General features: G+C 70.8%; 19 protein-coding genes and 1 pseudogene. 7 read left to right on the top strand and 13 right to left on the bottom strand.

Translation table 11 applies throughout. The features are described from left to right. Positions 1 to 329 precede the first annotated feature (329 nt). From RCO28_RS30480 to RCO28_RS30455, 7 genes are all read right to left on the bottom strand, one after another. Complete coding sequence (locus RCO28_RS30480) at positions 330 to 1,172, bottom strand: hypothetical protein (RefSeq protein WP_308944532.1); 843 nt, start codon at positions 1,170 to 1,172, stop codon at positions 330 to 332. A gap of 117 nt (positions 1,173 to 1,289) precedes the next feature. After that, the gene (locus RCO28_RS30475; protein ID WP_308944531.1) at positions 1,290 to 1,562 is read right to left on the bottom strand and encodes a hypothetical protein; all 273 of its coding nucleotides are present in this window, start codon (positions 1,560 to 1,562) and stop codon (positions 1,290 to 1,292) included. Next, a complete protein-coding gene (locus RCO28_RS30470) occupies positions 1,559 to 1,804 on the bottom strand; it encodes a hypothetical protein (RefSeq protein WP_308944530.1) in 246 nt (81 codons plus the stop codon). Before RCO28_RS30470 ends, RCO28_RS30475 begins: the two co-directional genes overlap by 4 nt. Positions 1,805 to 2,133: 329 nt before the next feature. Then, on the bottom strand, positions 2,134 to 2,508 hold the full coding sequence (locus tag RCO28_RS39495; protein ID WP_374991281.1) for a primase-like DNA-binding domain-containing protein: 375 nt from the start codon (positions 2,506 to 2,508) through the stop codon (positions 2,134 to 2,136). After that, on the bottom strand, positions 2,417 to 3,802 hold the full coding sequence (locus RCO28_RS30465) for a phage/plasmid primase, P4 family (protein WP_308944528.1): 1,386 nt from the start codon (positions 3,800 to 3,802) through the stop codon (positions 2,417 to 2,419). The genes RCO28_RS39495 and RCO28_RS30465 overlap by 92 nt, the downstream gene beginning before the upstream one ends. Before the next feature lie 47 nt (positions 3,803 to 3,849). Next, positions 3,850 to 4,098, bottom strand: a complete 249-nt coding sequence (locus tag RCO28_RS30460; RefSeq protein ID WP_308944527.1) for a hypothetical protein — start codon at positions 4,096 to 4,098, stop codon at positions 3,850 to 3,852. Between the two features lie 535 nt (positions 4,099 to 4,633). Then, complete coding sequence (locus RCO28_RS30455) at positions 4,634 to 6,220, bottom strand: recombinase family protein (protein ID WP_308944526.1); 1,587 nt, start codon at positions 6,218 to 6,220, stop codon at positions 4,634 to 4,636. 28 nt (positions 6,221 to 6,248) lie between these two features. Here RCO28_RS30455 and RCO28_RS30450 point away from each other — a divergent pair. Then, positions 6,249 to 6,386: pseudogene (locus RCO28_RS30450) on the top strand (exodeoxyribonuclease III); the annotation flags it as partial. 235 nt (positions 6,387 to 6,621) lie between these two features. Here the strand turns inward: RCO28_RS30450 and RCO28_RS30445 are convergent. Then, a complete protein-coding gene (locus tag RCO28_RS30445; protein WP_308944634.1) occupies positions 6,622 to 7,242 on the bottom strand; it encodes a MerR family transcriptional regulator in 621 nt (206 codons plus the stop codon). A 229-nt stretch (positions 7,243 to 7,471) separates the two neighbouring features. Here RCO28_RS30445 and RCO28_RS30440 point away from each other — a divergent pair, with 229 nt between their 5' ends. Genes RCO28_RS30440 through RCO28_RS30430 form a run of 3 tightly spaced genes read left to right on the top strand, consistent with a single transcriptional unit; the run spans position 7,472 to position 10,832 of the window. Beyond that, entirely contained in the window at positions 7,472 to 9,019 is a 1,548-nt protein-coding gene (locus RCO28_RS30440) for an NAD(P)/FAD-dependent oxidoreductase (protein ID WP_308944525.1), read from the top strand. Then, complete coding sequence (locus tag RCO28_RS30435; RefSeq protein ID WP_308944524.1) at positions 9,016 to 9,960, top strand: alpha/beta hydrolase; 945 nt, start codon at positions 9,016 to 9,018, stop codon at positions 9,958 to 9,960. The genes RCO28_RS30440 and RCO28_RS30435 overlap by 4 nt, the downstream gene beginning before the upstream one ends. Further along, positions 9,957 to 10,832, top strand: a complete 876-nt coding sequence (locus tag RCO28_RS30430) for an SDR family oxidoreductase (protein WP_308944523.1) — start codon at positions 9,957 to 9,959, stop codon at positions 10,830 to 10,832. The genes RCO28_RS30435 and RCO28_RS30430 overlap by 4 nt, the downstream gene beginning before the upstream one ends. Positions 10,833 to 10,910: 78 nt before the next feature. Here RCO28_RS30430 and RCO28_RS30425 read toward each other — a convergent pair whose 3' ends face one another. Both RCO28_RS30425 and RCO28_RS30420 read right to left on the bottom strand, forming a co-directional pair. Then, a complete protein-coding gene (locus RCO28_RS30425) occupies positions 10,911 to 11,192 on the bottom strand; it encodes a hypothetical protein (RefSeq protein ID WP_308944522.1) in 282 nt (93 codons plus the stop codon). Between the two features lie 101 nt (positions 11,193 to 11,293). Next, positions 11,294 to 14,581 (bottom strand): S41 family peptidase, encoded by a 3,288-nt coding sequence (locus RCO28_RS30420; RefSeq protein WP_308944521.1) that lies wholly within the window; start codon positions 14,579 to 14,581, stop codon positions 11,294 to 11,296. Between the two features lie 129 nt (positions 14,582 to 14,710). Here RCO28_RS30420 and RCO28_RS30415 point away from each other — a divergent pair, with 129 nt between their 5' ends. Beyond that, positions 14,711 to 15,283, top strand: a complete 573-nt coding sequence (locus RCO28_RS30415) for a TetR/AcrR family transcriptional regulator (RefSeq protein ID WP_308944520.1) — start codon at positions 14,711 to 14,713, stop codon at positions 15,281 to 15,283. Between the two features lie 95 nt (positions 15,284 to 15,378). Further along, on the top strand, positions 15,379 to 17,592 hold the full coding sequence (locus RCO28_RS30410; RefSeq protein ID WP_308944519.1) for an MMPL family transporter: 2,214 nt from the start codon (positions 15,379 to 15,381) through the stop codon (positions 17,590 to 17,592). A 73-nt stretch (positions 17,593 to 17,665) separates the two neighbouring features. Here RCO28_RS30410 and RCO28_RS30405 read toward each other — a convergent pair whose 3' ends face one another. After that, a complete protein-coding gene (locus RCO28_RS30405) occupies positions 17,666 to 18,037 on the bottom strand; it encodes an SsgA family sporulation/cell division regulator (RefSeq protein WP_308944518.1) in 372 nt (123 codons plus the stop codon). 354 nt (positions 18,038 to 18,391) lie between these two features. Here RCO28_RS30405 and RCO28_RS30400 point away from each other — a divergent pair, with 354 nt between their 5' ends. Then, a complete protein-coding gene (locus RCO28_RS30400) occupies positions 18,392 to 19,546 on the top strand; it encodes a serine hydrolase domain-containing protein (RefSeq protein WP_308944633.1) in 1,155 nt (384 codons plus the stop codon). Between the two features lie 192 nt (positions 19,547 to 19,738). Here RCO28_RS30400 and RCO28_RS30395 read toward each other — a convergent pair whose 3' ends face one another. Next, entirely contained in the window at positions 19,739 to 20,590 is an 852-nt protein-coding gene (locus RCO28_RS30395) for a DMT family transporter (protein ID WP_308944517.1), read from the bottom strand. Beyond that, positions 20,587 to 21,153, bottom strand: coding sequence for a YbaK/EbsC family protein (locus RCO28_RS30390; RefSeq protein ID WP_308944516.1), 567 nt, complete (start codon positions 21,151 to 21,153; stop codon positions 20,587 to 20,589). The genes RCO28_RS30395 and RCO28_RS30390 overlap by 4 nt, the downstream gene beginning before the upstream one ends. Positions 21,154 to 21,185 lie beyond the last annotated feature (32 nt).

Raw genomic sequence — 21,185 nt, 5'->3', positions numbered from 1 at the left:
CGCCATCGCAGGCACTGGCCTGGGCGTCCTGGTCCGCTGAAGGCTCTGTGCGGCCCTGTGCGGGGCTGGCGGGAGCCTGCCGGGGTGAGGGAGCGTCAGGCAGGTACAGGGCGTCAGGGACGTCGTCCAGGGCTACGACCAATCCAGCGCGCATGAGGTTCACGGCGACGTCATCCGGCAAGTCGAGTTCGTCTCCTGCATGGCGGACGGTGCCGCCGAACTCGAAGGAACGGGCGAAGGGGACACTCACCTTCATGGGGCCTCCTTCAGGGGCCTAGTGGGGAGCCTGGCAGCGGTCAACTGGGCAGGCTCCGCACGGGTGTTGGGTGTCAGGAGGCGTCAGCGTCGCTGTCGTCCAGGATGACCAGGTCCAACGAGTTGTTGGAGGAGCCGACCACGGCCCGCGCCTGGTCCGGGGACAGTTGAAGCTCCATCCCGGTCTTCGTGTTGCGGACCGTCACCAGGGTCGGCGTGGTGTCCGGCGTGCCCTCTTCGCCGAACACGTCCGTCATGCCAACGTCCTTGAACGAGTCGATGACTTCGCGGATCTCCATGGAGCCAGGGGCGGCGATCACGTTGAGGCCGTCGCCACGGAGCGGCATCCCGCCCAGGTTGAAGTCCGGACGCTCCACGCCCGCCCACTTGAACAGGAACCGCCGGTAGTTGGCGGCGGCACCGAAGCGCGACCGGGCAGCGTGGAACGCCCGCTCCGCCTCCTGGTACGCCTCCGCAGCCTCCTTCAGGCCCTGCCCAGCGTCGGGGACCAGGTCCCGCACCTGGCGCTTGAAGGCGGCGGCCAGGGCGCGATCCTTCGCGATGACGTCACGGGCCAGGGCACGGGCAGCGCCGATGACGCGGGGACGCAGGTCCCGGGCTTCAGCCAGCTCAGAGGGGATCTTCAGGGGGTCCTGGCCGTTCACGACAGCTTCGGCAGCGGCCACCATGTCCCTGGTTTCGTAGCTCTTCTCCCAGCCGTCGCTGAGCAGGAGGCTGTACTCGCCCTGGTGGTCCACCCAGCGCTCGTACGCGGCGTCCCTGGTCTCCAGGAGGGGCAGGAGCGACCCCGGCAGCATCTCCGCCGGGGGAAGCTGCGTGGTATCGACGTACTCAGGGGCAGCCGGGGCGTTCTGAAGCTGGCTGGCAGCGGGCACGTTCAGGTCTTCGTAGGACACGGGGAATCTCCTTCAGGAGTGAGGGGTGAGAAGGGGCCAGGCGCGCGTCTGTCGAGCCTGGCGGGACCCCCCCTGGACGTCGGATGCCAGGGAGGCGGGATAGGGCTTCAGGGCCCGCTACGGGGCGTCCTCGCGGAGGTTCAGGCCAGCGAAGTACCAGGTCTGGCGGCCCTTGTTCCTCCAGGACTTGCGAGCGAAGCCAGCGGCGCGCACGAGTCGTGTGAACGACCCCATCGGAATCGTGGGGAGGCCCGCGTCCCGCAGAACCGTCGTGACTGCGTGATACAGGGCGATATCGAACGTCACCCCGTCTGGGTCGGCGTACGACACCTTCGGCAAGGCGAAGTCGAGTAGCGGCGCGTACTCCAGGTCCTGAGGCTTCGTGCTCACGCGCTGGCCTCCTTCGATGCCTTCGCGGCGTAGAACTGAGCCCGCTTCAGGCCGACTTCATGAGACCGCGTCTGGGCGTCCAGGAGCTTCGCCAGCGCCTCCATGGCGTCCAGGTCGATGTCAGTGGAGGCGGTCAGCTTCAGCGCGGTACCCGTGATCAGATCGCGGACCGCCTTGCGTTGGAGAGCGTCCGGGGATGGGGCGCGCGGAGGCATGTCGGCAGGGGAAGGGGAGTCGTTCACGGGAGGTTCCTTCAGGTAGTCAGGTGCCCTGATAGGGGCGGCTGGATATGGACTCCGTTGCGGAGTCAGGGGAGTTGGGTGGATCGGCGGTTCCGAGAAGATCCAGGAGCCGATCGGCGGGGGCGGCCAGGCGGTCAGCCAGGTCCAGGAGTCGGAGGAGGGCAGGAGAGATCGCGGCAAGGGGGCTCCAGGAGTCAGCGGGGGAGACAGCGGCAGTGGCGGGGAGGAGGTGGCACAGGTGGCACAGGCTGTTCTGGCCGAATCCCTACGTATCGAGTTACGTATGAGATCTGGCGAAATTGCCTGTGCCACCTGTGCCGGGCAGGCGGCTACTGGGTGAGGCCGGGGAACGCGTCCTCCGCTGATGCCGGACCGGTGCCGTCAGTCCAGCGCAGGCCCGTGACCAGTCGGGCCCTGGCTACCTGTTGGCCCTGGATCGTCCACTGTGAGGTTCGGACAGGGTTCCGGGGTCGGTCGGCCTTCCCGTTCCGAAACCAGGCGTGCTGTTCAGCGCGGGACCAGAAGGTGTCCGCCGACCACTGCCGCTGACCGTTGCTCCTGGCCCACTCCGTGAACGCCTGGAACACCTGGGCTGATGGGATGGCGTGGCCTTCAGCGGGCTCCGTGAACTCGTCCAGGAACTCGACTGCCTTGTTGCTGCCGTGGCGCCGCTGGTCGGTGTCTGCGCGGACGCTGTCCGGCATGGCGGGGATGATCCGGCCAGCCGCGTACCAGCGCTGTGCGCCGTCGACCAGCCAGGCCAGGGCCGCTTCGTGCTGGCCGCCGTGGCCGTCGTTCAGGCGCTGGCGAAGCGTGGGGTCCTTCGGCCTGGCGGGGTCGCTGCCGTCGAAGGTGTACGGGGAAGTTCACCAGGGCCAGGCGGCGCCAGGTGCCGTTGTCCACGGCGTCGATGCGGACCTGGTGGTTCGTGGTGACCATCAGGCTGTGCGTCGCTGTCCAGGAGACGGAGTCCTGGCCGATGTAGCGCGCCGTCATGCCGTCCGTGCCCGCTGCCTTCTTCAGCCTGACAGCGTTCAGGAAGTCGCCCTCCGGTAGCTCTTCGATGTAGCCGAAGCGGGCGCCCTTCAGCGTCATCAGCTCCGTGGGGTGGTCGTTCTGAGAGCCCAGAAGGACCTTGTCCGGGATGATCGTGGCGTAACCGTTGCCCTCAGCCTTGCCCAGTGCGCCGATGACGCCAGCGAGGACGGAGGACTTGCCGTTACCGCCACCGCCGAACAGGAACGGGACGACGTCGTCAGACGCCGCGTAGCCGGTCGCTGCCTGGCCGAAGCGAACCTTCATCCAGTCGGCCACGTCGTCCGGCATCGCTGACAGGGCCGCCGCCCAGTCGGCATGCTCAGCGCCAGGCACGAACCGAGTCGGGCTGATCTTCGTAAACATCAACTCTGGGTCATGCGCGGCCAGTTCGCCGGTCTGGAGGTTCACGACACCGTTCGCGACGTTCAGCAGATCGCGGTGCGTGTCGAAGTCCTCGTACCTGACGTACAGGACCTCCCTGGCGCCCTGGAGAAGGGTCTTGATCCGGCCGACCCAGAACAGGTTCCGCAGGGCCTTCATCCGGCGTGCGTGCTCCGCCGTGGCCTCAGCGCGGGCCGACTTTGCCCGGTCCTCGTCCTGGACCCTGCTCGCCGCTGTCATGGCGCCCTCCAGGGCGCGGTTCGCTGCCGCCGTCTCAGCGTCGACCAGGGAGCCGACAGCGGCACGCATGGCGCCGTACGCCTCCGCTTCGTCACAGTGCTGCCAGACCTGGCCGGTCCAGCGGGACCAGCGTGAACGGCCCCAGGCGACGTACCGGCCCTTCAGGTACTCGACCCCCAGGCGCGCGGCCAGGTCCGTCTCAGCAAGCGACCCAGGGCGCCACAGGGGCGCGTCAGCGGCAGGGGTGCGGGCCTCGCTTACGGACACAGGGTCGCAGTCGCAGAACAGGTCCAAGTACGGGACGCCGTTGGCGGTGTCGACCCAGATAGCGTCAGCCACGCGGCAGACGGGGCACGTCTCGTAGGCGCCGGAGAGAGTAGGCGTACTCACTTCGTGCTCCCAGAGGCTAGGTCCGGACGACCCGGCAGCGGAGTGGGGTTGACGATGTCGTAAACGCCCTGGTCGTCCTTGCAGTGGCTGACGCGGACGCCGAACCGTGCTGGGTGCTCGCCGCCGCCTCCGCCGTGCGTGTGGAGCTTGGAGCACAGCGGGCAGCGGAAGGTGTAGAGCCAGACGCCATCCCAGGACTTCGTGATGACCGGGATGACTCCGGGGACGTTGTTGTTGGTGCTCACTGAAGTGACCTCCTGCGGTCGTCGTGTGGGTTCTCCTGCGGGCATGGCGGAGCGCCCAGGGCGACTGGATGCCGACCTGGGACGCTGTGACCCATCAGGAGGTGCGCGTGATGACCCGACGCGCGGCGGGAAACAGAAAAGGGCCCCATCCGACGCGGCGTCTCAACCCTGGGCACCCCTGCCTGGGTCGAGACCTGGCGTCAGCCAGGGCCCTACGCGACTTGACCCAGTCGCCGGGTGTCGTTGACGCTGCGGGTCCGAAGGGGGTGCCGACCGCATGCGATGGAGTAACGGAGGAGGCGCCGTAGCGTGCCTCACCTCTCTACCGGAGAGAACCTCTCCCGTTTGAGTGAGGCGCCGTAGCGGCCCCTACCCATAGACCGGGGAGGATGTGAGAAGGCGCCGTAGCAGCCCTCCCATCAACTACAGGTGAGGACCTATCCCGCCATCGGTAACGCCAGGTCAGCGGCATGACGAAGGCCCCCAGCCGAAGCCAGGGGCCCTGTCGTGAACAGTTGTGGTGCTGTTCAGCGAGTCACTCGTACGACGCGGCGTACTCCTCCGCTTCGACCTCTTCCAGGCGCGCCGCGTGAAGGTCCTCATGAGACGCCAGCGTGAACTTCAGCCGCTCAGGTGCCGGGCCCTTCAGCCGTTCAGCCCCTCCGCCTGAACGGCCCTTCGCCACGGTCGCGCGTGCGCCAGCATCCAGGAGGAGTTGGCGGCGGCCAGCGGCGTCATGTCGGGCCCAGAAGCTGGCGTACGTCTCGCCGGTCTCCACGGTCTCCGTCCGGGCCTCCGTGCGGGGCGTCGCCTCAAGGGCCTCTGCCCGGCGCTCCAGGGCGTCCACCTCCTCTTGCCAGATCATCCGGCCAGTTCGGGACTTGCGAGAGTCCTTGTCGGCGTACAGGGCGCGCAATTCCGCCTCTACCTCCCGGAGTTCTGGCGTCGGGTCGTACCCCTTGTGCGTGATGACCTTCGTCATCTGGGAGTCCCCGATGCGGGCCATGACCTCCGCCTCCACGTACGCCTCCAGCCAGTCAGCGCGGATGCCAGCGGAGGCCGGGCACCGCTCGCCCCTGGCCGTGGCGCGGCAGTTGTAGTCCATGCCTCCGGCCCGCTTCGAGAGGTACAGATTCCCGCCGCACCCACGGCACTTCGCGACGCCCAGGAGCATGGCCTGGGTGTCCTTGCGGGTGCGGTTCTTCTGGGGCGTCAGCGTGGAGAGGTGGTCCTGAAGGGTGTCGAACTCCTCCCGCGACAGGACAGGCTCCCCGATCAGGACCGGGTTCCCGTCGCGATCCCGGACAGGCTTCCCCTGGTGGAGCCGGTACCCCATCAGCGCGGGGGACCGGAGGACCTTGGACAGGGTCCCCGCCGTCCACTTGAAGCGGTCGTGACGGCGACCGGCGCGCATCCCGCCAGGCTCGCGGCCAGCCTTCACGGCCTGGTAGTCGCGAGGGACCAGGGTCCCTGCCTCATTCAGCGCCATGGCGACGGCAGTGAGGGACTGGCCGTCCAGGACGTCACGGATGATGCCGGACAGGACCTTCACGGCGTCCGGATCGGGAGCCAGCTTGAAGCCCTCACCGTCAGGGTTCTTCACCTTCCCGTACCCGTACGGGACCAGGCCGCCGGAGTACCGACCCTGGGTGCGGAGGGCCGCCTGGGCGCCCGTGACGCGCTCCTGGATGGCCAGCGCCTCCATCTGGGCACTGAAGGCCAGCATCATCATGATCAGCTCAGACACGGGCGACACGGTCCGCATGTCCAGCTCCAGCGGGGCACCGCCAGGGCCCTCAGCAAAGACCAGGAGTTTCCCGTTCTCCTTCGCCCAGCGGCCCAGCTCTGCCATGTCGGCCATGGAGCGGACGGCGCGGTCCATGCGCCACCAGATGATCATGTCGAAGTCGTCCGGGCGGGCCAGCCATGCGCCCAGCTCCGGCCGGTTGAACGGCGTCGTCTTCGTCGCTGAGACGTCCAGGTCCTCAGCCTCACCGACGATGACAGCGCCACGGCGTGCGGCCTCATTGGAGTTGGCAGCGCGTTGACGGCCTGGTGACGTCGTCTCATCCGTCCTGACGGACAGTCGGATGGCGCTCAGCGCCCGCAGTTGGTTCGTCATGGCTGGGAGCGTACTGGAATCTATTTCGACCGGCTGGCGGATCGACTACCAGATGGCGACCCCGGGCCTCGCGGGCAAGGCGGTCAAGGCGTACGTGGAGCGGGCCGCGACGCATGCCGAGCGGTGGAGCGACCACGCGCCGGTGACGGTGGTCTACGACCTCTAGGCCCTGTCTTCAATCTCCCGTCTGCCCCGCGGCGTCATGCACGCTCCCCCAGCCTCCGGCCGGGGGGACCCCCACTCGCCGCACCGGGCGAAGACCCAAGTAGCTCCGCTACGAGGGCCTGCGCCCGGCACGCCGAGAGCACGCACCTGACGCCGCGGGGCCGCCCTTCGGGCGACGACGGGAGATTGAAAGACAGGGCCTAGGGGCGTCTCCCCGTCCCCTGGGCGCCCGGGCTTTACGGATTGCTGAGGCGGCGGTCCATGGCCAGGGAGAGTTCCGCCTCCACGACCGCCTTCGCGAGCGGGCGCAGCTTCTCGGGGGCGGACTCGGGGGCGTGGTCGCGCAGGATCGTCATGAACAACTCGGCCATGGCGTCGGCGTGTTCACGTACCTGGCGGCCGGCCGCGAGCACCTCGGCGAGCGGGACGCCTTCGCGGACGAGGGCCGCCGAGACGTCGAGCAGGCGGCGGCTGATGTGCACGATCTCGTCGCCGTCGGTGCCGATGTACCCGAGGTCCAGGGCCGCCTGGAGGTTCTCCGTGGTGACCTCGCCCTCGAAGTAGTCCGCCAGCTCCTCGGGGGTGAGGCGGACCGGGGTCTCCTCGGTGGGGGCTCCGGCGAGGCCGAGGATCTCGCCGACGTCGCGGCCGGCCTCGAAGGCGTCGGTGAGGTCGGCGATGGCGTTGAGGGTGTGGCCGCGTTCCAGGAGTGCGGTGATCGTGCGCAGGCGGGCCAGGTGGTGCTCGTCGTACCAGGCGATGCGGCCCTCGCGGCGGGGCGGTGGGAGCAGCTTGCGCTCGCGGTAGAAGCGCAGGGTGCGCACGGTGATGCCGGCCGCCGCGGCCAGTTCGTCCATGCGGTATTCGCGGGGGGTGCGGTTCTGCGGTTCTTCGGGCACGCCCCGACCCTATGGCAAGCACTGTGGCCCGTAAGGGCCTCGTTGAGGGGCGGCGGTCGGGCGACGGGTGGGAATACCGGCGGTAACTTTCTTCGGCCAGACCCCTACCCATGAGTAAGGAGCTGCTCTACTCTCCGAACTGCGCCAGTAATCACTGGCATAGTCGTGGAGTGCGGGAGGCGGCGGCATGGCCGAGCAGGAGCGCGAGCGCGAGCACGTGCGGGTGGCGGTGATCGGGTCGGGGTTCGGCGGGCTCGGTGCCGCCGTCCGGCTGCGCCGCGAGGGCATCACCGACTTCGTCGTCCTGGAGCGGGCCGACGCCGTGGGCGGTACGTGGCGGGACAACAGCTATCCGGGGTGCGCCTGTGACGTGCCCTCGCACCTGTACTCCTTCTCGTTCGCCCCCAACCCGGACTGGCCGCGCGCCTTCTCCGGGCAGCGGCACATCCGGGCGTACCTGGAGCATGTCGCGGACGTCTTCCGGCTGCGGCCGCACATCCGCTTCAACTCCGAGGTGACGCGGCTGCGTTGGAACGCCGAGGAGCTGCACTGGGAGATCGAGACGGTACGCGGGCACCTCACCGCCGACGTCGTCGTCTCGGCGGCGGGGCCGCTCTCCGACCCGAAGACGCCGGACATCCCCGGCATCGACTCCTTCGAGGGCAAGGTCTTCCACTCGGCGCGCTGGGACCACGACTACGACCTGCGCGGCAAGCGCGTCGCGATGGTCGGCACGGGTGCCTCGGCGATCCAGATCGTGCCCGCGATCCAGCGCGAGGTCGCCGGACTCACCCTCTTCCAGCGCACCCCGCCGTGGGTCATGCCGCGCGCCGACCGGGCCATCAGCGGCGTCGAGCGCTGGCTGCACCGGCAGCTGCCGTTCACCACGCAGGCGCGGCGCGGCGTGCTGTGGGGCCTCCGGGAACTCCAGGTGCAGGCCTTCACCAAGCGGCCGAACGAGCTGGGCCTGGTCGAGTCCCTGGCCAAGGCCAACATGCGGCGCGCGATCAAGGACCCGGCGCTGCGGGCCAAGCTGACCCCGGACTACCGCATCGGCTGCAAGCGCATCCTGCTGTCCAACACGTACTACCCGGCCCTCGCGCAGCCCAACGTGGACGTCGTCGCGAGCGGTCTCACCGAGGTGCGGGGCAACACGGTCGTGGCCGCCGACGGCACCGAGGCCGAGGTCGACGCGATCATCTTCGGCACCGGCTTCCACGTCACGGACATGCCGATCGCGGAGCGCGTCATCGGCGCCGGGGGCAGCTCGCTCGCCGAGCACTGGAAGGGCGGCGTGCAGTCGATGCGCGGCGCCGCCGTCGACGGCTTCCCCAACTTCCTGACCGTCATCGGCCCCAACACCGGGCTCGGCAACTCCTCGATGATCCTGATGATCGAGGCCCAGCTGAACTATCTCGCCGACTACATGCGGCAGTTGGACGTCCTCGGCGGCAGCGCGGCGCTCGACGCCAGGCCCGCCGCCGTCACCGCCTGGAACGCGAAGGTCCAGGAGCGGATGAAGCGCACCGTGTGGAACACCGGCGGCTGCAACAGCTGGTACCTCGACGAGAACGGCGTCAACACCACCATCTGGCCCGGCACCACCACCGAGTTCCGCGCGGCCACGAAGCGCGTGGACCTCGGGGAGTACGAGGTCGTACGGCCGCCCAAGGGCGTCGAGGCGGGGCAGCCTTCCGGGAAGGGCCGCAAGAAGAAGGTCGAGGCAGGAGCATGAGCCGACTGACCCACGCCGCATCCGGGCCCTACGCCCCGCCCGCCGCCGCCCGCGAGCTCACCGCGGTCTCCGCGGACGGCTCCCGCATCCACGTCGAGATGCACGGCCCCCTCGACGACCCCACGGCACCCGTCGTGGTGCTCGCGCACGGCTGGACCTGCTCGACCGCCTTCTGGGCGGCGCAGATACGGGAGTTGGCGCGCGATCACCGTGTCGTCGCGTACGACCAGCGCGGGCACGGGCGCAGCCCGGCGGCGCCCGACGCCTCCGGCTACAGCACGCGGGCGCTCGCCGACGACCTGGAGGCGGTGCTCGGCGCGACCCTCGCCCCCGGCGAGAAGGCCGTGCTCGCGGGGCACTCCATGGGCGGTATGACGCTGATGGCCGCTGCCGGGCGCGCGAAGCTGAAGGAGCACGCGGCGGCCGTACTGCTCTGCAGCACCGGCGGGTGGAACCTCCTCGACGAGTCCACCGTCGTCCCGATCCGCGCGGGGAAGCTGCGCCGGCGGCTGACGAAGTCGGTGCTCGGCTCGCGGGCCCCGCTCGGGCCGGTCACACCCGTCGGGAAGAAGGTGCTGCGGTTCGCGACCATGGGCCCCGGCTCGGCGCCGGACCAGGTCGAGGCCTGCGCCCGGATCGTGCACGCCTGCCCGCGCCTCGTGCGGTACGGCTGGTCGCACGTACTGGACACGCTCGATCTGGCCGCGGACGTACGGAAGTTGACCGTGCCGACCGCCGTGCTCGTCGGTGCCGTCGACCGGATGACACCCGCCGTGCACTCCCGGGCCCTGGTCGCCGCGCTGCCGAACTGCGTGGGCCTCACCGAGCTGGCGGGACTCGGCCACATGACCCCGGTCGAGGCGCCCGGGGTGGTCAGCGGGAAGATCCGGGAACTCGTCGGTACGTACGTACGGAACGAAAAGGTCAGGGAGGGCGCATGAGCAAGGTCAGCCTGGAGGGGCAGGTCGCCGTCGTCACCGGGGCGGCGCGCGGCGTGGGTGAGCTGCTCGCCCGCAAGCTGTCGGCGCGCGGGGCCAAGGTCGCGCTCGTCGGGCTCGAACCGGACGAGCTGAAGCTGGTCTCGGAGCGGCTGCACAGCGAGAGCGACTACTGGCACGCCGACGTCACCGACCACGAGGCCATGGCGCGGGTCGCGCGGGAGGTCAAGGAGCGGTTCGGGAAGGTCGACATCGTCGTCGCCAACGCGGGGGTGGCCAGCGGCGGCCCGTTCGCCGAGTCCGATCCGGTGGCGTGGCGGCGGGTGATCGAGGTCAACCTGATCGGCTCCGCCGTGACCGGCCGCGCGTTCCTGCCGGTCCTGATGGAGTCGCGCGGCTATCTGCTGCAGATCGCCTCGCTCGCGGCGCTCACCCCGGCGCCGATGATGAGCGCGTACTGCGCGTCCAAGTCCGGCGTGGAGGCGTACGCGCACTCGCTGCGCGCCGAGGTCGGCTACAAGGGCGTGAAGGTCGGCGTGGGCTACCTGTCGTGGACCGACACCGACATGGTGCGCGGGGCGGACTCGGACGACGTGATGCGGGAGCTGCGGCAGCGCCTTCCGTGGCCGTCGAACAAGACGTACCCGCTCGGCCCTGCCGTCGACCGGATCGTGGCGGGGATCGAGCGGCGCTCGGCGCATGTGTACGCGCAGTGGTGGCTGCGTGGCATGCAGTCCCTGCGGGGCTATCTGCCGGGGATCATCGCGACCGTGGGGCAGCGGGAGATGCGGAGGTTCGAGCCTCGGCTCGGGGAGGTTTCGCGGGGGCTCGTCGGAGCGGGGGGTGCGGCGGACGACGCTGCTCGTCGGGGCTGAGGCCGGACGCCCGCAGCAGCGCAGAAAGGTGCGCCCGTACGTTTCGTACGGGCGCACCTTCAGTGCCTGCGGCGAGCGTCAGGACTCGTAGTTCTGGTTGAACCGGTCCTGCTGTTCCTGCGTCGTGCGCTCGCGCTCCTCGCGGAGGTCCGAGCCGCGCTCCGAGGACTGCTCACGGTCCTGCTGGCCGCGCTGCTGGTCCTGCTGACCGCGCTGCTGCTCCTGCTGGCCGCGCTGGTCCTGCTGGCCGCGCTGCTGCTGCTGGCCGCGCTGCGAGGTCTCTTCCTGCGAGCCCATCGCGTCCTTGGCCTTGTTGCGGAGCTCTTCGGACTTCTCGTTGAACTGGTCCTTCATGCCCATGTGTTTTCACTCCTGGGAAGTGGTGGGGTGGGGCGTGACCCAGCCTTGCATGAGGGGATGAAAGCCGCATTTCGATCCGTTGCGCTCCGTGACCGGCCAGGTCACGGCCTCCTCGGCGGCAGTTTCGGCCGGCGTCGGTCCGGGACGTCGGAGTGGTCCGGCGGTACGGCCGCCGGGTGCCGCTCCAGGAGGTCGAGCGCGAGCCTTACGGCGTCGTCGAGTTGGGCGTGCCGGCCCTCCGCCCAGTCCAGCGGGGTGCGCAGCACTTCGAGGTCCGGCTCGACGCCCTTGTTCTCGATCTCCCAGCCGTACGCGTCGAACCACGCGGCGTTCATCGGCACCGTGATGACCGTGCCGTCGCCGAGCCGGTGCCGCCCGGTCATGCCGACCACGCCGCCCCAGGTGCGCTGCCCGACGACCGGTCCGAGCCCGAGCAGCTTGAACGCGGCCGTGATCATGTCGCCGTCGGATGAGGTCGCCTCGTCCGCGAGGGCAACGACCGGGCCGCGCGGGGCATTTGAGGCGTACGAGACGGGCTGGGCGTTGCGGGTCAGGTCCCAGCCGAGGATCGTGCGGGTGAGCTTCTCGACCACCAACTCGCTGATGTGGCCGCCCGCGTTGCCTCGTACGTCCACGATCAGGGCAGGGCGGGACATCTCCATGCGCAGGTCGCGGTTGAACTGGGCCCAGCCGGAGCCGCCCATGTCCGGGATGTGCAGATAGCCGCACTTGCCGTGGCTCAACTCCCGTACGACTGCCCGGCGTTTGGCCACCCAGTCCTGGTAGCGCAGGGGGCGCTCGTCGACCAGCGGGACCACCGCCACGCGGCGCGCGCGCCCCTCGCCCTCGGCGGGCTTGAAGGTCAGCTCGACCGTCGTGCCGCCCGCGCCCGCGAGCAGTGGATAGGGGCCCGTCACCGGGTCGACCGGCCGGCCGTCGACGTGGGTGAGCGCCGTGCCCTCGCGGATGCCGGCGCCCGCGAGCGGGGAGCGGGCCTTGGAGTCCGAGGACTCGCCGGGCAGGATCCGCTTGACCAGCCAGACCCCGTCCCGGCAGACCAGGTTGGCGCCGAGCAGGCCCTGGGCGCGCTGGTAGTGCGGCGGGCCCTCGTTGCGCCGCGCGGGCGTGACGTACGCGTGCGACGTGCCCAGTTCGCCGAGGACCTCGCGGAGCAGGTCGGCGAACTCGTCGGGGGACGCGACCCGTTCGACGAGCGGGCGGTACTGGTCGAGCACCGCGTCCCAGTCGACTCCGCACATGCCGGGGTCCCAGAAGTAGGCGCGGATGATCCGGCCCGCCTCCGCGTACGACTGGCGCCACTCGGCGGCCGGGTCGACCTCGTGCATGACGCGCCGCAGGTCGATCCAGACCGTGGAGTCGCCGTCGCCGGGCTCGGTGGCGGGCACGGCGCGCAGGTCGCCCTCGTCGACGACGACCAGGCGGCTGCCGTCGCCGCTGAGCGAGAACATGTCGAGGTGGTCGACCAGTTGGGTCCTGCGGGCCTTGGCGATGTTGAAGTGCTCCAGACTCGGCCGGCCCGAGGTGTCCGTGGGGTTGGCGAAGGTCTCGCCGAGCGCGCCGGAGATCGGCCAGCGCATCCAGACCAGGCCGCCGTCGCTCACCGGCTGCAGCGCTGAGTACTTGGAGGCGGCCACGGGGAACGGCGTGACCCGGTTCTCCAGGCCCTCGGTCTCCACGATGACGATGTTGCCCTCGCCCGCGTTCTCGGCCGGATCGAGCCCGCCCGCCGCGGGCCGCCCGTCCGGCGAGAGCGCGAACGGCGAGGGCGTCGCCGAGGACAGCGGTACGAGATAGGGGCGGCAGCCGAGCGGGAAGGAGAGGTCGCCGGTGTGCACGTCGTACACCGGGTCGAAGCCGCGCCAGGACAGGAACGCCAGATAGCGGCCGTCCCGCGTGAACACCGGATTCTCGTCCTCGAAGCGGCCGTTGGTGACGTCGACGATCGTGCGGTCCTTGATCCGGGCCAGCTTGATCTGCCGCAGCGAGCGGCCGATCCCCGGGTGCGACCAGGCGAGATAGGCCCCGTCGGGGGAGAACGCGAGGTCGCGCACGGGTCCGTTGATGGACCGGATCAGCTCGGTGACTTCTTCGGTGACCTCCTCGGTGGACTCCTCCGTCCCCGCGGCGGCAGCCGCATTTTCGGACACAGTGAGGAGCAGCAGCCGCCCGTCGTCCGAAGCGATGGCGAGGCGTTCGCCGTCCGGGTCGGCGATCATCTCCTGGACGATGCCGAGCTCGCCCGAGGCGAGCCGGCGCGGCTCCCGGTCGCCGCTGGCCCGCGGCAGGTAGGCGATCTCGACGGCGTCCGCGCCGTCCGCGTCGGTGATGTACGCGACCTGGCCGCCCGAGCCGGTCATCTCCGGCAGCCTGACCCGTACGCCAGGGCTGTCCGTGATCGTGCGGGCCGGGCCGTCGCGGTGGGTGAGCCAGTAGAGGCTGCCGCGGACGACGACCGCGCTGGCCCGGCCCGTCTCGTCCACGGCGAGCGCGTCCAGGTTGCTGGCCGCCGGGGCCTGGTAGACGCGACGCCCGGCGCGCGGGCCGCCGAGGCGGACGTCGAGCTTGCGGGGCTTGGAGGCGGGACCCAGCTCGTCCACGATCCACAGCCCGCCCGCGCACTGGTAGACGACCCGCTCGCCGTCGCTGGAGGCGTGCCGGGCGTAGAAGCTGTCGTGGTCGGTGTGGCGGCGCAGGTCGGAGCCGTCGGGACGGCAGGAGTAGAGGTTGCCGATGCCCTCGTGGTCGGAGAGGAAGGCGATCCGGCCGTCGACGAACATCGGGCTGGAGAAGTGCCCGTGCAGATCCGGGAGCAGCCGCTCGCCGTGCAGCCAGAGCCGTCCGGTGGCGCCGCCGCGGTACCGCTTCCAGGCGGCCGGCTCGTGCGGGGGCCGGCCGGTGAGCAGCAGGGTGCGGCGCTCCCCGTCGAGGTCGGCGACCGCGATGTCGTCGACCGGGCCCCAGGGCAGCTGGCCGCCGGGGGAGCCGTCGGTGTGCACGGAGTAGGCCCAGGTGAAGTACGAGAAGGGCTGGCCGTGGGAGGCGACGGCGAGGATGTCGCCGTCGGGGGACCAGCCGCACACCTTGGTGTCGGTACTGCCCCAGTAGCTGAGCCGGGTGGCGGGTCCGCCCGAGACCGGGACGACATGGATCTCCGGGTCGAGACTGCGCCAGGTCGTGAACGCGATCCGGGTGCCGTCGGGGGAGAAGCGGGGATGGCCGACCCGGGTGCGGTCCACGGTCAGCCGCCAGGCTCGCTCGGGGACCGCTCCCTCCGGGGCGATGGGGGCCACCCAGAGATCGTCCTCGGCGGCGAAGCAGAGGAGGGTGCCGTGCAGATGCGGAAAACGGAGGTATGCGGCGTCTCTCACCCAACCATGCTTTTCCCGTCCGAAGGGTGCGGCAACCCGAACAGGCAATCGTCGGAGGGGCTTGCCGGTGTGTACTCTCTAAGTGAACGAAACGGTTTCGTTCACCTCGGAGTCCGGAAGGAGCCCACCGTGGCGCGCAGCCGCATCACCCCCGAGCGCGAGGCCGAGCTGTACGCGGCCGTGCTCGACCTGCTGCGCGAGGTCGGGTACGACGCGTTGACCATGGACGCCGTCGCCACCCGCACCAGGTCCAGCAAGGCCACCCTCTACCGCCAGTGGGGGAGCAAGCCGGAGCTGGTCGTCCGGGCGCTGCGCTCGGACAAGCCGGTCAGCCTCACGGAGATCGACACGGGATCGCTGCGCGGCGACTTCCACGCCGTGGTCGACCGGATCGACGACTGCCGCCTGGAGAAGGACTCCGCGCTGATGCGGGGCCTCGCCCAGGCGATCCACGGCAACCCGGATCTCCACCAGGCGATGCGGGAGCTGCTGTTCGAGCCCGAGCTGACGGGGCTCGACGCGCTGCTGCGGCGCGCAGTCGAACGGGGCGAGGTGCAGGAGGGCCACCCCGCCCTGCGGTACGTCGTCCACATGATCGTCGGTGCCTTCGTGGCCCGGCAGCTCATCGAGGACAGAGCGCCCGACCAGGCCTTCCTCGCCGATTACGTCGATGCTGTGGTCCTCCCCGCCCTCGGCATCTGACCTTTCCCGTACCGCCCCACCTGACGCACCGCTCACGTCGTCGGGCCGGTTCGACCTGCCCTGAACACACCACGACTTGACCGGGAGTAGCCCCAGTGGCCACGTTCCTCTACAAACTCGGCCGGTTCTCGTTCCGGCGACGGCACTTCGTCGTCCTGATCTGGGTCGCGCTGCTCGCCCTCGCGGGTGTCGGCGCCGCAAACGCGTCGGGCACGGGCTCGACCTCGTTCTCCATCCCCGGCACCGAGGCGCAGCGCGCCTTCGACCTGATCGAGCAGCGCTCGCCGGGCGCCAAGGCCGACGGGGCCACCGCCCGCGTCGTCTTCAAGGCGCCGGACGGCGAGAAGATGACCGACCCGGCCCACAAGGCCGCCGTCGAACAGGTCGTACGGGAGCTGCAGGGCGGCGACGAGGTCGCCTCCGTCGTCGACCCGTACCAGGCCAAGGCCGTCAGCAAGGACGGCTCGACCGCGTACGCCCAGGTCTCGTACGACGTCTCCGGGATGAACCTGGAGGAGTCCTCGCGCGAGGAGCTGAAGGCCGCCGGGTCCGAGGCGCGGGACGCGGGGCTCACCGTCGAGATCGGCGGTGACGCGCTGCAGGCCGTACCCGAGACCGGGGCCACCGAGATCATCGGCGTCGGGGTCGCGGCGGTGGTCCTCGTGATCACCTTCGGCTCGCTCGTCGCGGCCGGACTGCCGCTGCTCACCGCCCTGATCGGCGTCGGCATCGGCGTCTCCACGATCACCGCGCTCGCCACGGCACTCGACCTGTCCAGCACCACGTCGACACTCGCGATGATGATCGGCCTCGCCGTCGGCATCGACTACGCGCTCTTCGTCGTCTCCCGCTACCGGGCCGAACTGGCCGAGGGGCGCGGGCGCGAGGAGGCCGCGGGGCGGGCCGTGGGCACCGCCGGGTCCGCGGTCGTCTTCGCCGGACTCACCGTCGTCATCGCCCTGGTGGGCCTGGCCGTCGTCAACATCCCGATGCTGACGAAGATGGGCATCGCGGCGGCGGGCACGGTCGCGATCGCGGTCCTCATCGCGCTGACCATGATTCCGGCGCTGCTGGGGTACGCGGGGAAGCATGTGGTGGGCCGTAAGGCTCGTCAGGGCACCACCGAGTCCGCGTCGAAGGAGAACATGGGCACCCGCTGGGCCCGCTTCGTGCTGCGCAAGCCGCTGCTCGTGCTGCTCGTCGGCGTGATCGGGCTCGGCGTGGTCGCGCTCCCGGCGAGCAAGCTGGAGCTCGGTCTGCCGGACGACGGCGCGCAGCCGACCAGCACCACCCAGCGCAAGGCGTACGACCTGGTCTCCGAGGGCTTCGGCCCCGGCTTCAACGGCCCGCTGATGGTGGTCGTGGACGCGGCCGAGGCCGACGATCCGAAGGCGGCCGCGGGCCAGGTCGCCCGTACCGTCGGGAAGCTGGACGGGGTCGCGGCGGTCACCCCGGCCCAGTTCAACAAGGCCGGCGACACCGCGATGCTCACCGTCGTACCGAAGTCCAAGCCGAGCAGCGCCGAGACCGAGACGCTGGTGCACGACATCCGGGACGCGGGCACGGGGATCACCGCGGAGACCGGGGCGAAGGCCATGGTCACCGGCACCACGGCGATGAACATCGACGTGTCCGAGAAGCTCAACGAGGCGCTGCTGCCCTATCTCGCGCTCGTCGTCGGCCTGGCCTTCCTGCTGCTGATGGTGGTCTTCCGCTCGGTGCTCGTCCCGCTCAAGGCGGCGCTCGGCTTCCTGCTCTCCGTGGTCGCCGCGCTCGGTGCGGTCGTCGCGGTGTTCCAGTGGGGCTGGCTCGGCTCGCTGTTCGGGGTGGAGCAGACCGGCCCGATCATGTCGATGATGCCGATCTTCATGGTGGGCGTGGTCTTCGGCCTGGCGATGGACTACGAGGTCTTCCTGGTCACGCGGATGCGGGAGGCGTACGTCCACGGGGAGCGGCCCGGCCAGGCGATCGTCAGCGGGTTCAAGCACGGGGCCCGGGTGGTCTCGGCGGCCGCGGTGATCATGATCGCGGTGTTCGCGGGCTTCATCGGGTCCGGCGAGCAGATGGTCAAGATGATCGGCTTCGGCCTGGCCATCGCGGTCTTCTTCGACGCGTTCGTCGTACGGATGGCCATCGTGCCCGCCGTGCTCGCGCTGCTCTCGCACCGTGCCTGGTGGCTGCCGAAGTGGCTCGACCGGATCCTGCCCGACGTCGACGTGGAGGGCGAGCAGCTGCGCGAGCGGCTCGGCGACTCCTCCGGCGCGCGGCCCGAGGGGCCGGACAAGGAGCGGGAGTTGGCCGGGGTCTGATCAGGGGCTGTACGGAGAGGGCCGGGGCCCGGGAGCGAACGCTCCCGGGCCCCGGCCGCTGCCTACGGGTGACTCACACGGTGGAAGACGTGGTGGGGGTGGCCGTGACCGCGTACGTGCGGCGCAGGAAGCGGACCAGGGCGACGCAGTCGAACTGCAGCACCATCACGCCGGACTCGGAGTGGAACTCGATCACCGCCTGCACCCGGCCGCACGGCCAGACCCGTACCGAGCCGCTGCCGGTCGGTGTGCGCAGGCCCTTCTCCAGGAGTGCGCGCGGCAGGTCCCACTCGATGTCGCCCGGCGATCCGGGGACCGCGACGCGGATGTCCGCGTCCGGGGCCTCGGGGTCGTACCGCAGGGCGACGCGGATCGCTCGGTGGCCGTCCGGGGCGTCGGTGACGAGATGGGCCCGTGCTTTTTCCTCGACCACGGCGGCGGACATCGCGCGCTCCTCAAATCATCGAACTGACGGCGAACACTCAGGGCGTTCCGGCGTTCCGGCGATACATCCCTAATGTCGCATATTTTCCAGGTGGTGCCCTGGGTGAAGTGAGTTCCGCCTCACGTGACATACCGGACAAAGCGCCGCAGTGATCGGGTGGTTGAGCAGCCACGATCAGGGGTAGCGCACGGCAGTCGCACCAGCTCCGCTTCCTCCTCGCCCCGACGCCTGCCCGAAAATCCTGCGCGCAGCCCCCTGAGCGCCCCGGAATCCGCATCGGTGGATGAACGTTGCACCATAGAGGGTCGGCACGTGACGAAGCCGGACACAGCAGGAGACGGAAAGGGCACGGACGTGGACGTCCAGGGCAGTGTGGCGTCGGGGTTCGAGCCCGTCGAGGACGCCTTCGTGAAGAACTTCGCCGAGCGGGGCGAGCGCGGCGCCGCCGTCGCGGTCTACCGGCACGGCCGCAAGGTCGTCGACCTGTGGGCCGGCAGCCGGGACGTGGACGGCGACGAGCCCTGGCAGCAGGGCACCGCCCAGATCGTCCGCTCGGCGACCAAGGGCGTGGCCGCCGCCGTCCCGCTCCTGCTGCACCAGCGCGGACTGCTCGACCTGGACGCCCCCGTCGGCACGTACTGGCCCGAGTTCAAGGCCCACGGCAAGGAGCGGACCCTCGTCCGCCACCTGCTCTCGCACCGCGCGGGCGTGCCCGTGCTCGACCACCCCATAGCCATGGCCGACCTCGGCACCGGACCCGAGGCGGTCGCCGCGCAGGCCCCCGCCTGGGAGCCCGGCACCGACCACGGCTACCACGCGCAGACGTACAGCTGGCTCGTCGGTGAACTGGTGCGGCGCGTGACCGGGCGGACCATCGGGCGCTGGCTGGCCGAGGAGCTGGCCGGGCCGCTCGGCCTCGACCTGTGGCTCGGGCTGCCCGCCGGGCAGGCGCACCGCGTCGGCCGGGTCGGGCCCGTCGAGCCGCCCGAGCCGCCGGCCGGCAGCGCGCTGCGGCTGCGCCCCAAGCGGAACGTCGCCGAGGCGTACGCGGACCCGTCCTCGCTGACCCGCCGTGCCTTCGCCGCGCTCAGCACGCCCGACGAGAACTCCGCCGCGTACCGCGCCGCCGAGCTGCCCGGCTCCAACGGCATCGCCACCGCCCCCGCCCTGGCCCGCTTCTACGCCGGGCTGATCGGTGAAGTCGACGGCCACGCCCGCCTGTTCGCGCCCGCGACGCTCGCTCTCGCGCGTACGGAGGAGTCGGCGGGGCCCGACCGGGTGCTCGTCGTGAACACCCGCTTCGGCCCCGGCTACATGCTGCACGGCCCCGCGTCCCCGCTGCTCGCCCCCGGCTCCTTCGGCCATCCCGGCCGCGGCGGCCCCCTCGCCTTCGCCGACCCGGAGTCCGGGATCGCGTTCGGGTACGTGACGAACGGGTTCCAGAAGGGGGTTACGGCGGATCCGCGGGCGCAGGCCCTTGTACGGGCGGTACGCGGGGTCATCGGCTGAGGTCGGCTCAGGTCCCCCCAGGGGGCTCCGCCCCCGGCCCCCGGGTCCTCAAGCGCCGGACGGGCTGATTTGGCCGTCGTTCGGCTGCGGCTCCGTAGTGGCTGGTCGCGCCCCGCGGCGGAGCCGCACATGTCACAGCCCCGCGCCCCTATCGGGGCACTTCACCCAGCGCCGCCCGCACAACAAAACCGCCTACCCCGTGTGCAGCATCAAGCCGATGCCCACCACCATCAAGCCCGCCGCGGCGATCCTCGGTGCGCCGAACTTCTCCTTGAAGAAGATCGCGCCGATCGCCGCGCCCACGATGATCGACGACTCCCGCAGCGCCGCGATCGGCGCGAGCGCCGCGCGGGTCTGTGCCCACAGCACGAGCCCGTACGCCGCGACGGAGAGGCCCGCGCCGAGCAGGCCGTGGACCGCGTGCGGGCGCAGCAGCCCGGGGAGTCGGGAGCGGTGCCGGTAGAGGGCGTACGCCGGGATGGAGACGCCCTCGAGGATCATCAGCCAGGCGATGTAGCCGAGCGGGGTGCCGGAGGCGCGTACGCCCACGCCGTCCACCACCGTGTACGCGGCGATGGACAGCCCCGTCGCGAGCGCGGCGAGCAGCGCGGGCCAGTGCGGGCGGCGGCCCGAGCCGCGGATGCCCCACAGGGCGAGGCCGACGAGGCCCGCGCAGGCGACGGCCACACCGGTCAGCTGCCAGCCGTCGATGCGCTCACCGACGAAGACGGCCGCGGCGACGGTCACGACCAGCGGCGCCGTACCGCGCGCGATCGGATACATCTGCCCGAAGTCGCCGAGGGTGAACGACCGCATCAGCAGCGCCTGGTAGGCCACGTGCACGACCGCGGAGACGATCAGGGCGGGCCAGGCACCGGCGGCCGGGAACGGGGCGAAGCAGGCGAGGACGGCGCCGATCAGGGCGCCGCCGCCGGATATCAGGGTGAACGCGACCAGCTGGTCCTTGATGCGGTGGGCCAGCGCGTTCCAGCTGGCGTGCGTGACCGCGGCCAGGACGACGGCCCCCGCGACGAGCGGCGTCATCGGCCGGACTCGCGGGCCTCGCGGATCTCGCCCGCCTCGCGGACGTCCACCAGCGTGCCGCCCGCGTGCGCGACCAGGTCCTTCGGGTCCATCGGGAACACCGTGTGCGGGGTGCCCGCGGCCGCCCACACCAGGGCGTGGTCGAGCAGGCCGCGGTCGGCGAGGACCCGGGTGCGGGTGCGGTGCCCGAAGGGCGGCACCCCGCCGATCGCGTACCCGGTGGTCTCGCGTACGACGTCCGCGTTCGCCCGCGTGACCTTCTCGGCGCCCAGCTCCCGCCGTACGAGCTCCATGTCGACGCGCGAAGCCCCGTCCATCAGGACGAGTACGGGCACCCCTCCCCCAAGCTCTCGGCTGCGCTCGAGCAGGGGGGACCCCCATGCCGCGAAGATCAGCGACTTGACGATCTCGCCGAGCGCGCAGCCGACCGCCTCGGCGGCCTGCGCGGCGGTGCGGGTGGCGTCCGGGAAGGAACGGACCCCGGAAAGCACGGATTCCAGGCCGAGTTCACGCAGGGCCTCGGCGAAACGGGGGTGAGCGTCGGTGTGGGGTGAGCTGGTCATGGCCGCACGCTAGCCGTACGTGTAGGCAGCAT

The organism is Streptomyces sp. LHD-70 (assembly GCF_031157275.1).
Lineage (GTDB): Bacteria > Actinomycetota > Actinomycetes > Streptomycetales > Streptomycetaceae > Streptomyces.
The sequence above is the reverse complement of the archived record's forward strand: the minus strand, read 5'-3'. Positions and strand labels throughout refer to the sequence as shown.

Excerpts from the sequence above, each read along its gene's own strand:
- RCO28_RS39495 (WP_374991281.1), bottom strand. The coding sequence starts at position 2,508 with ATGCCGGACAGCGTCCGCGCAGACACCGACCAGCGGCGCCACGGCAGC.
- RCO28_RS30455 (WP_308944526.1), bottom strand. The coding sequence starts at position 6,220 with ATGACGAACCAACTGCGGGCGCTGAGCGCCATCCGACTGTCCGTCAGG.
- RCO28_RS30445 (WP_308944634.1), bottom strand. The coding sequence starts at position 7,242 with ATGGACGAACTGGCCGCGGCGGCCGGCATCACCGTGCGCACCCTGCGC.
- RCO28_RS30440 (WP_308944525.1), top strand. The coding sequence starts at position 7,472 with ATGGCCGAGCAGGAGCGCGAGCGCGAGCACGTGCGGGTGGCGGTGATC.
- RCO28_RS30435 (WP_308944524.1), top strand. The coding sequence starts at position 9,016 with ATGAGCCGACTGACCCACGCCGCATCCGGGCCCTACGCCCCGCCCGCC.
- RCO28_RS30430 (WP_308944523.1), top strand. The coding sequence starts at position 9,957 with ATGAGCAAGGTCAGCCTGGAGGGGCAGGTCGCCGTCGTCACCGGGGCG.
- RCO28_RS30425 (WP_308944522.1), bottom strand. The coding sequence starts at position 11,192 with ATGGGCATGAAGGACCAGTTCAACGAGAAGTCCGAAGAGCTCCGCAAC.
- RCO28_RS30405 (WP_308944518.1), bottom strand. The coding sequence starts at position 18,037 with ATGTCCGCCGCCGTGGTCGAGGAAAAAGCACGGGCCCATCTCGTCACC.
- RCO28_RS30395 (WP_308944517.1), bottom strand. The coding sequence starts at position 20,590 with ATGACGCCGCTCGTCGCGGGGGCCGTCGTCCTGGCCGCGGTCACGCAC.
- RCO28_RS30390 (WP_308944516.1), bottom strand. The coding sequence starts at position 21,153 with ATGACCAGCTCACCCCACACCGACGCTCACCCCCGTTTCGCCGAGGCC.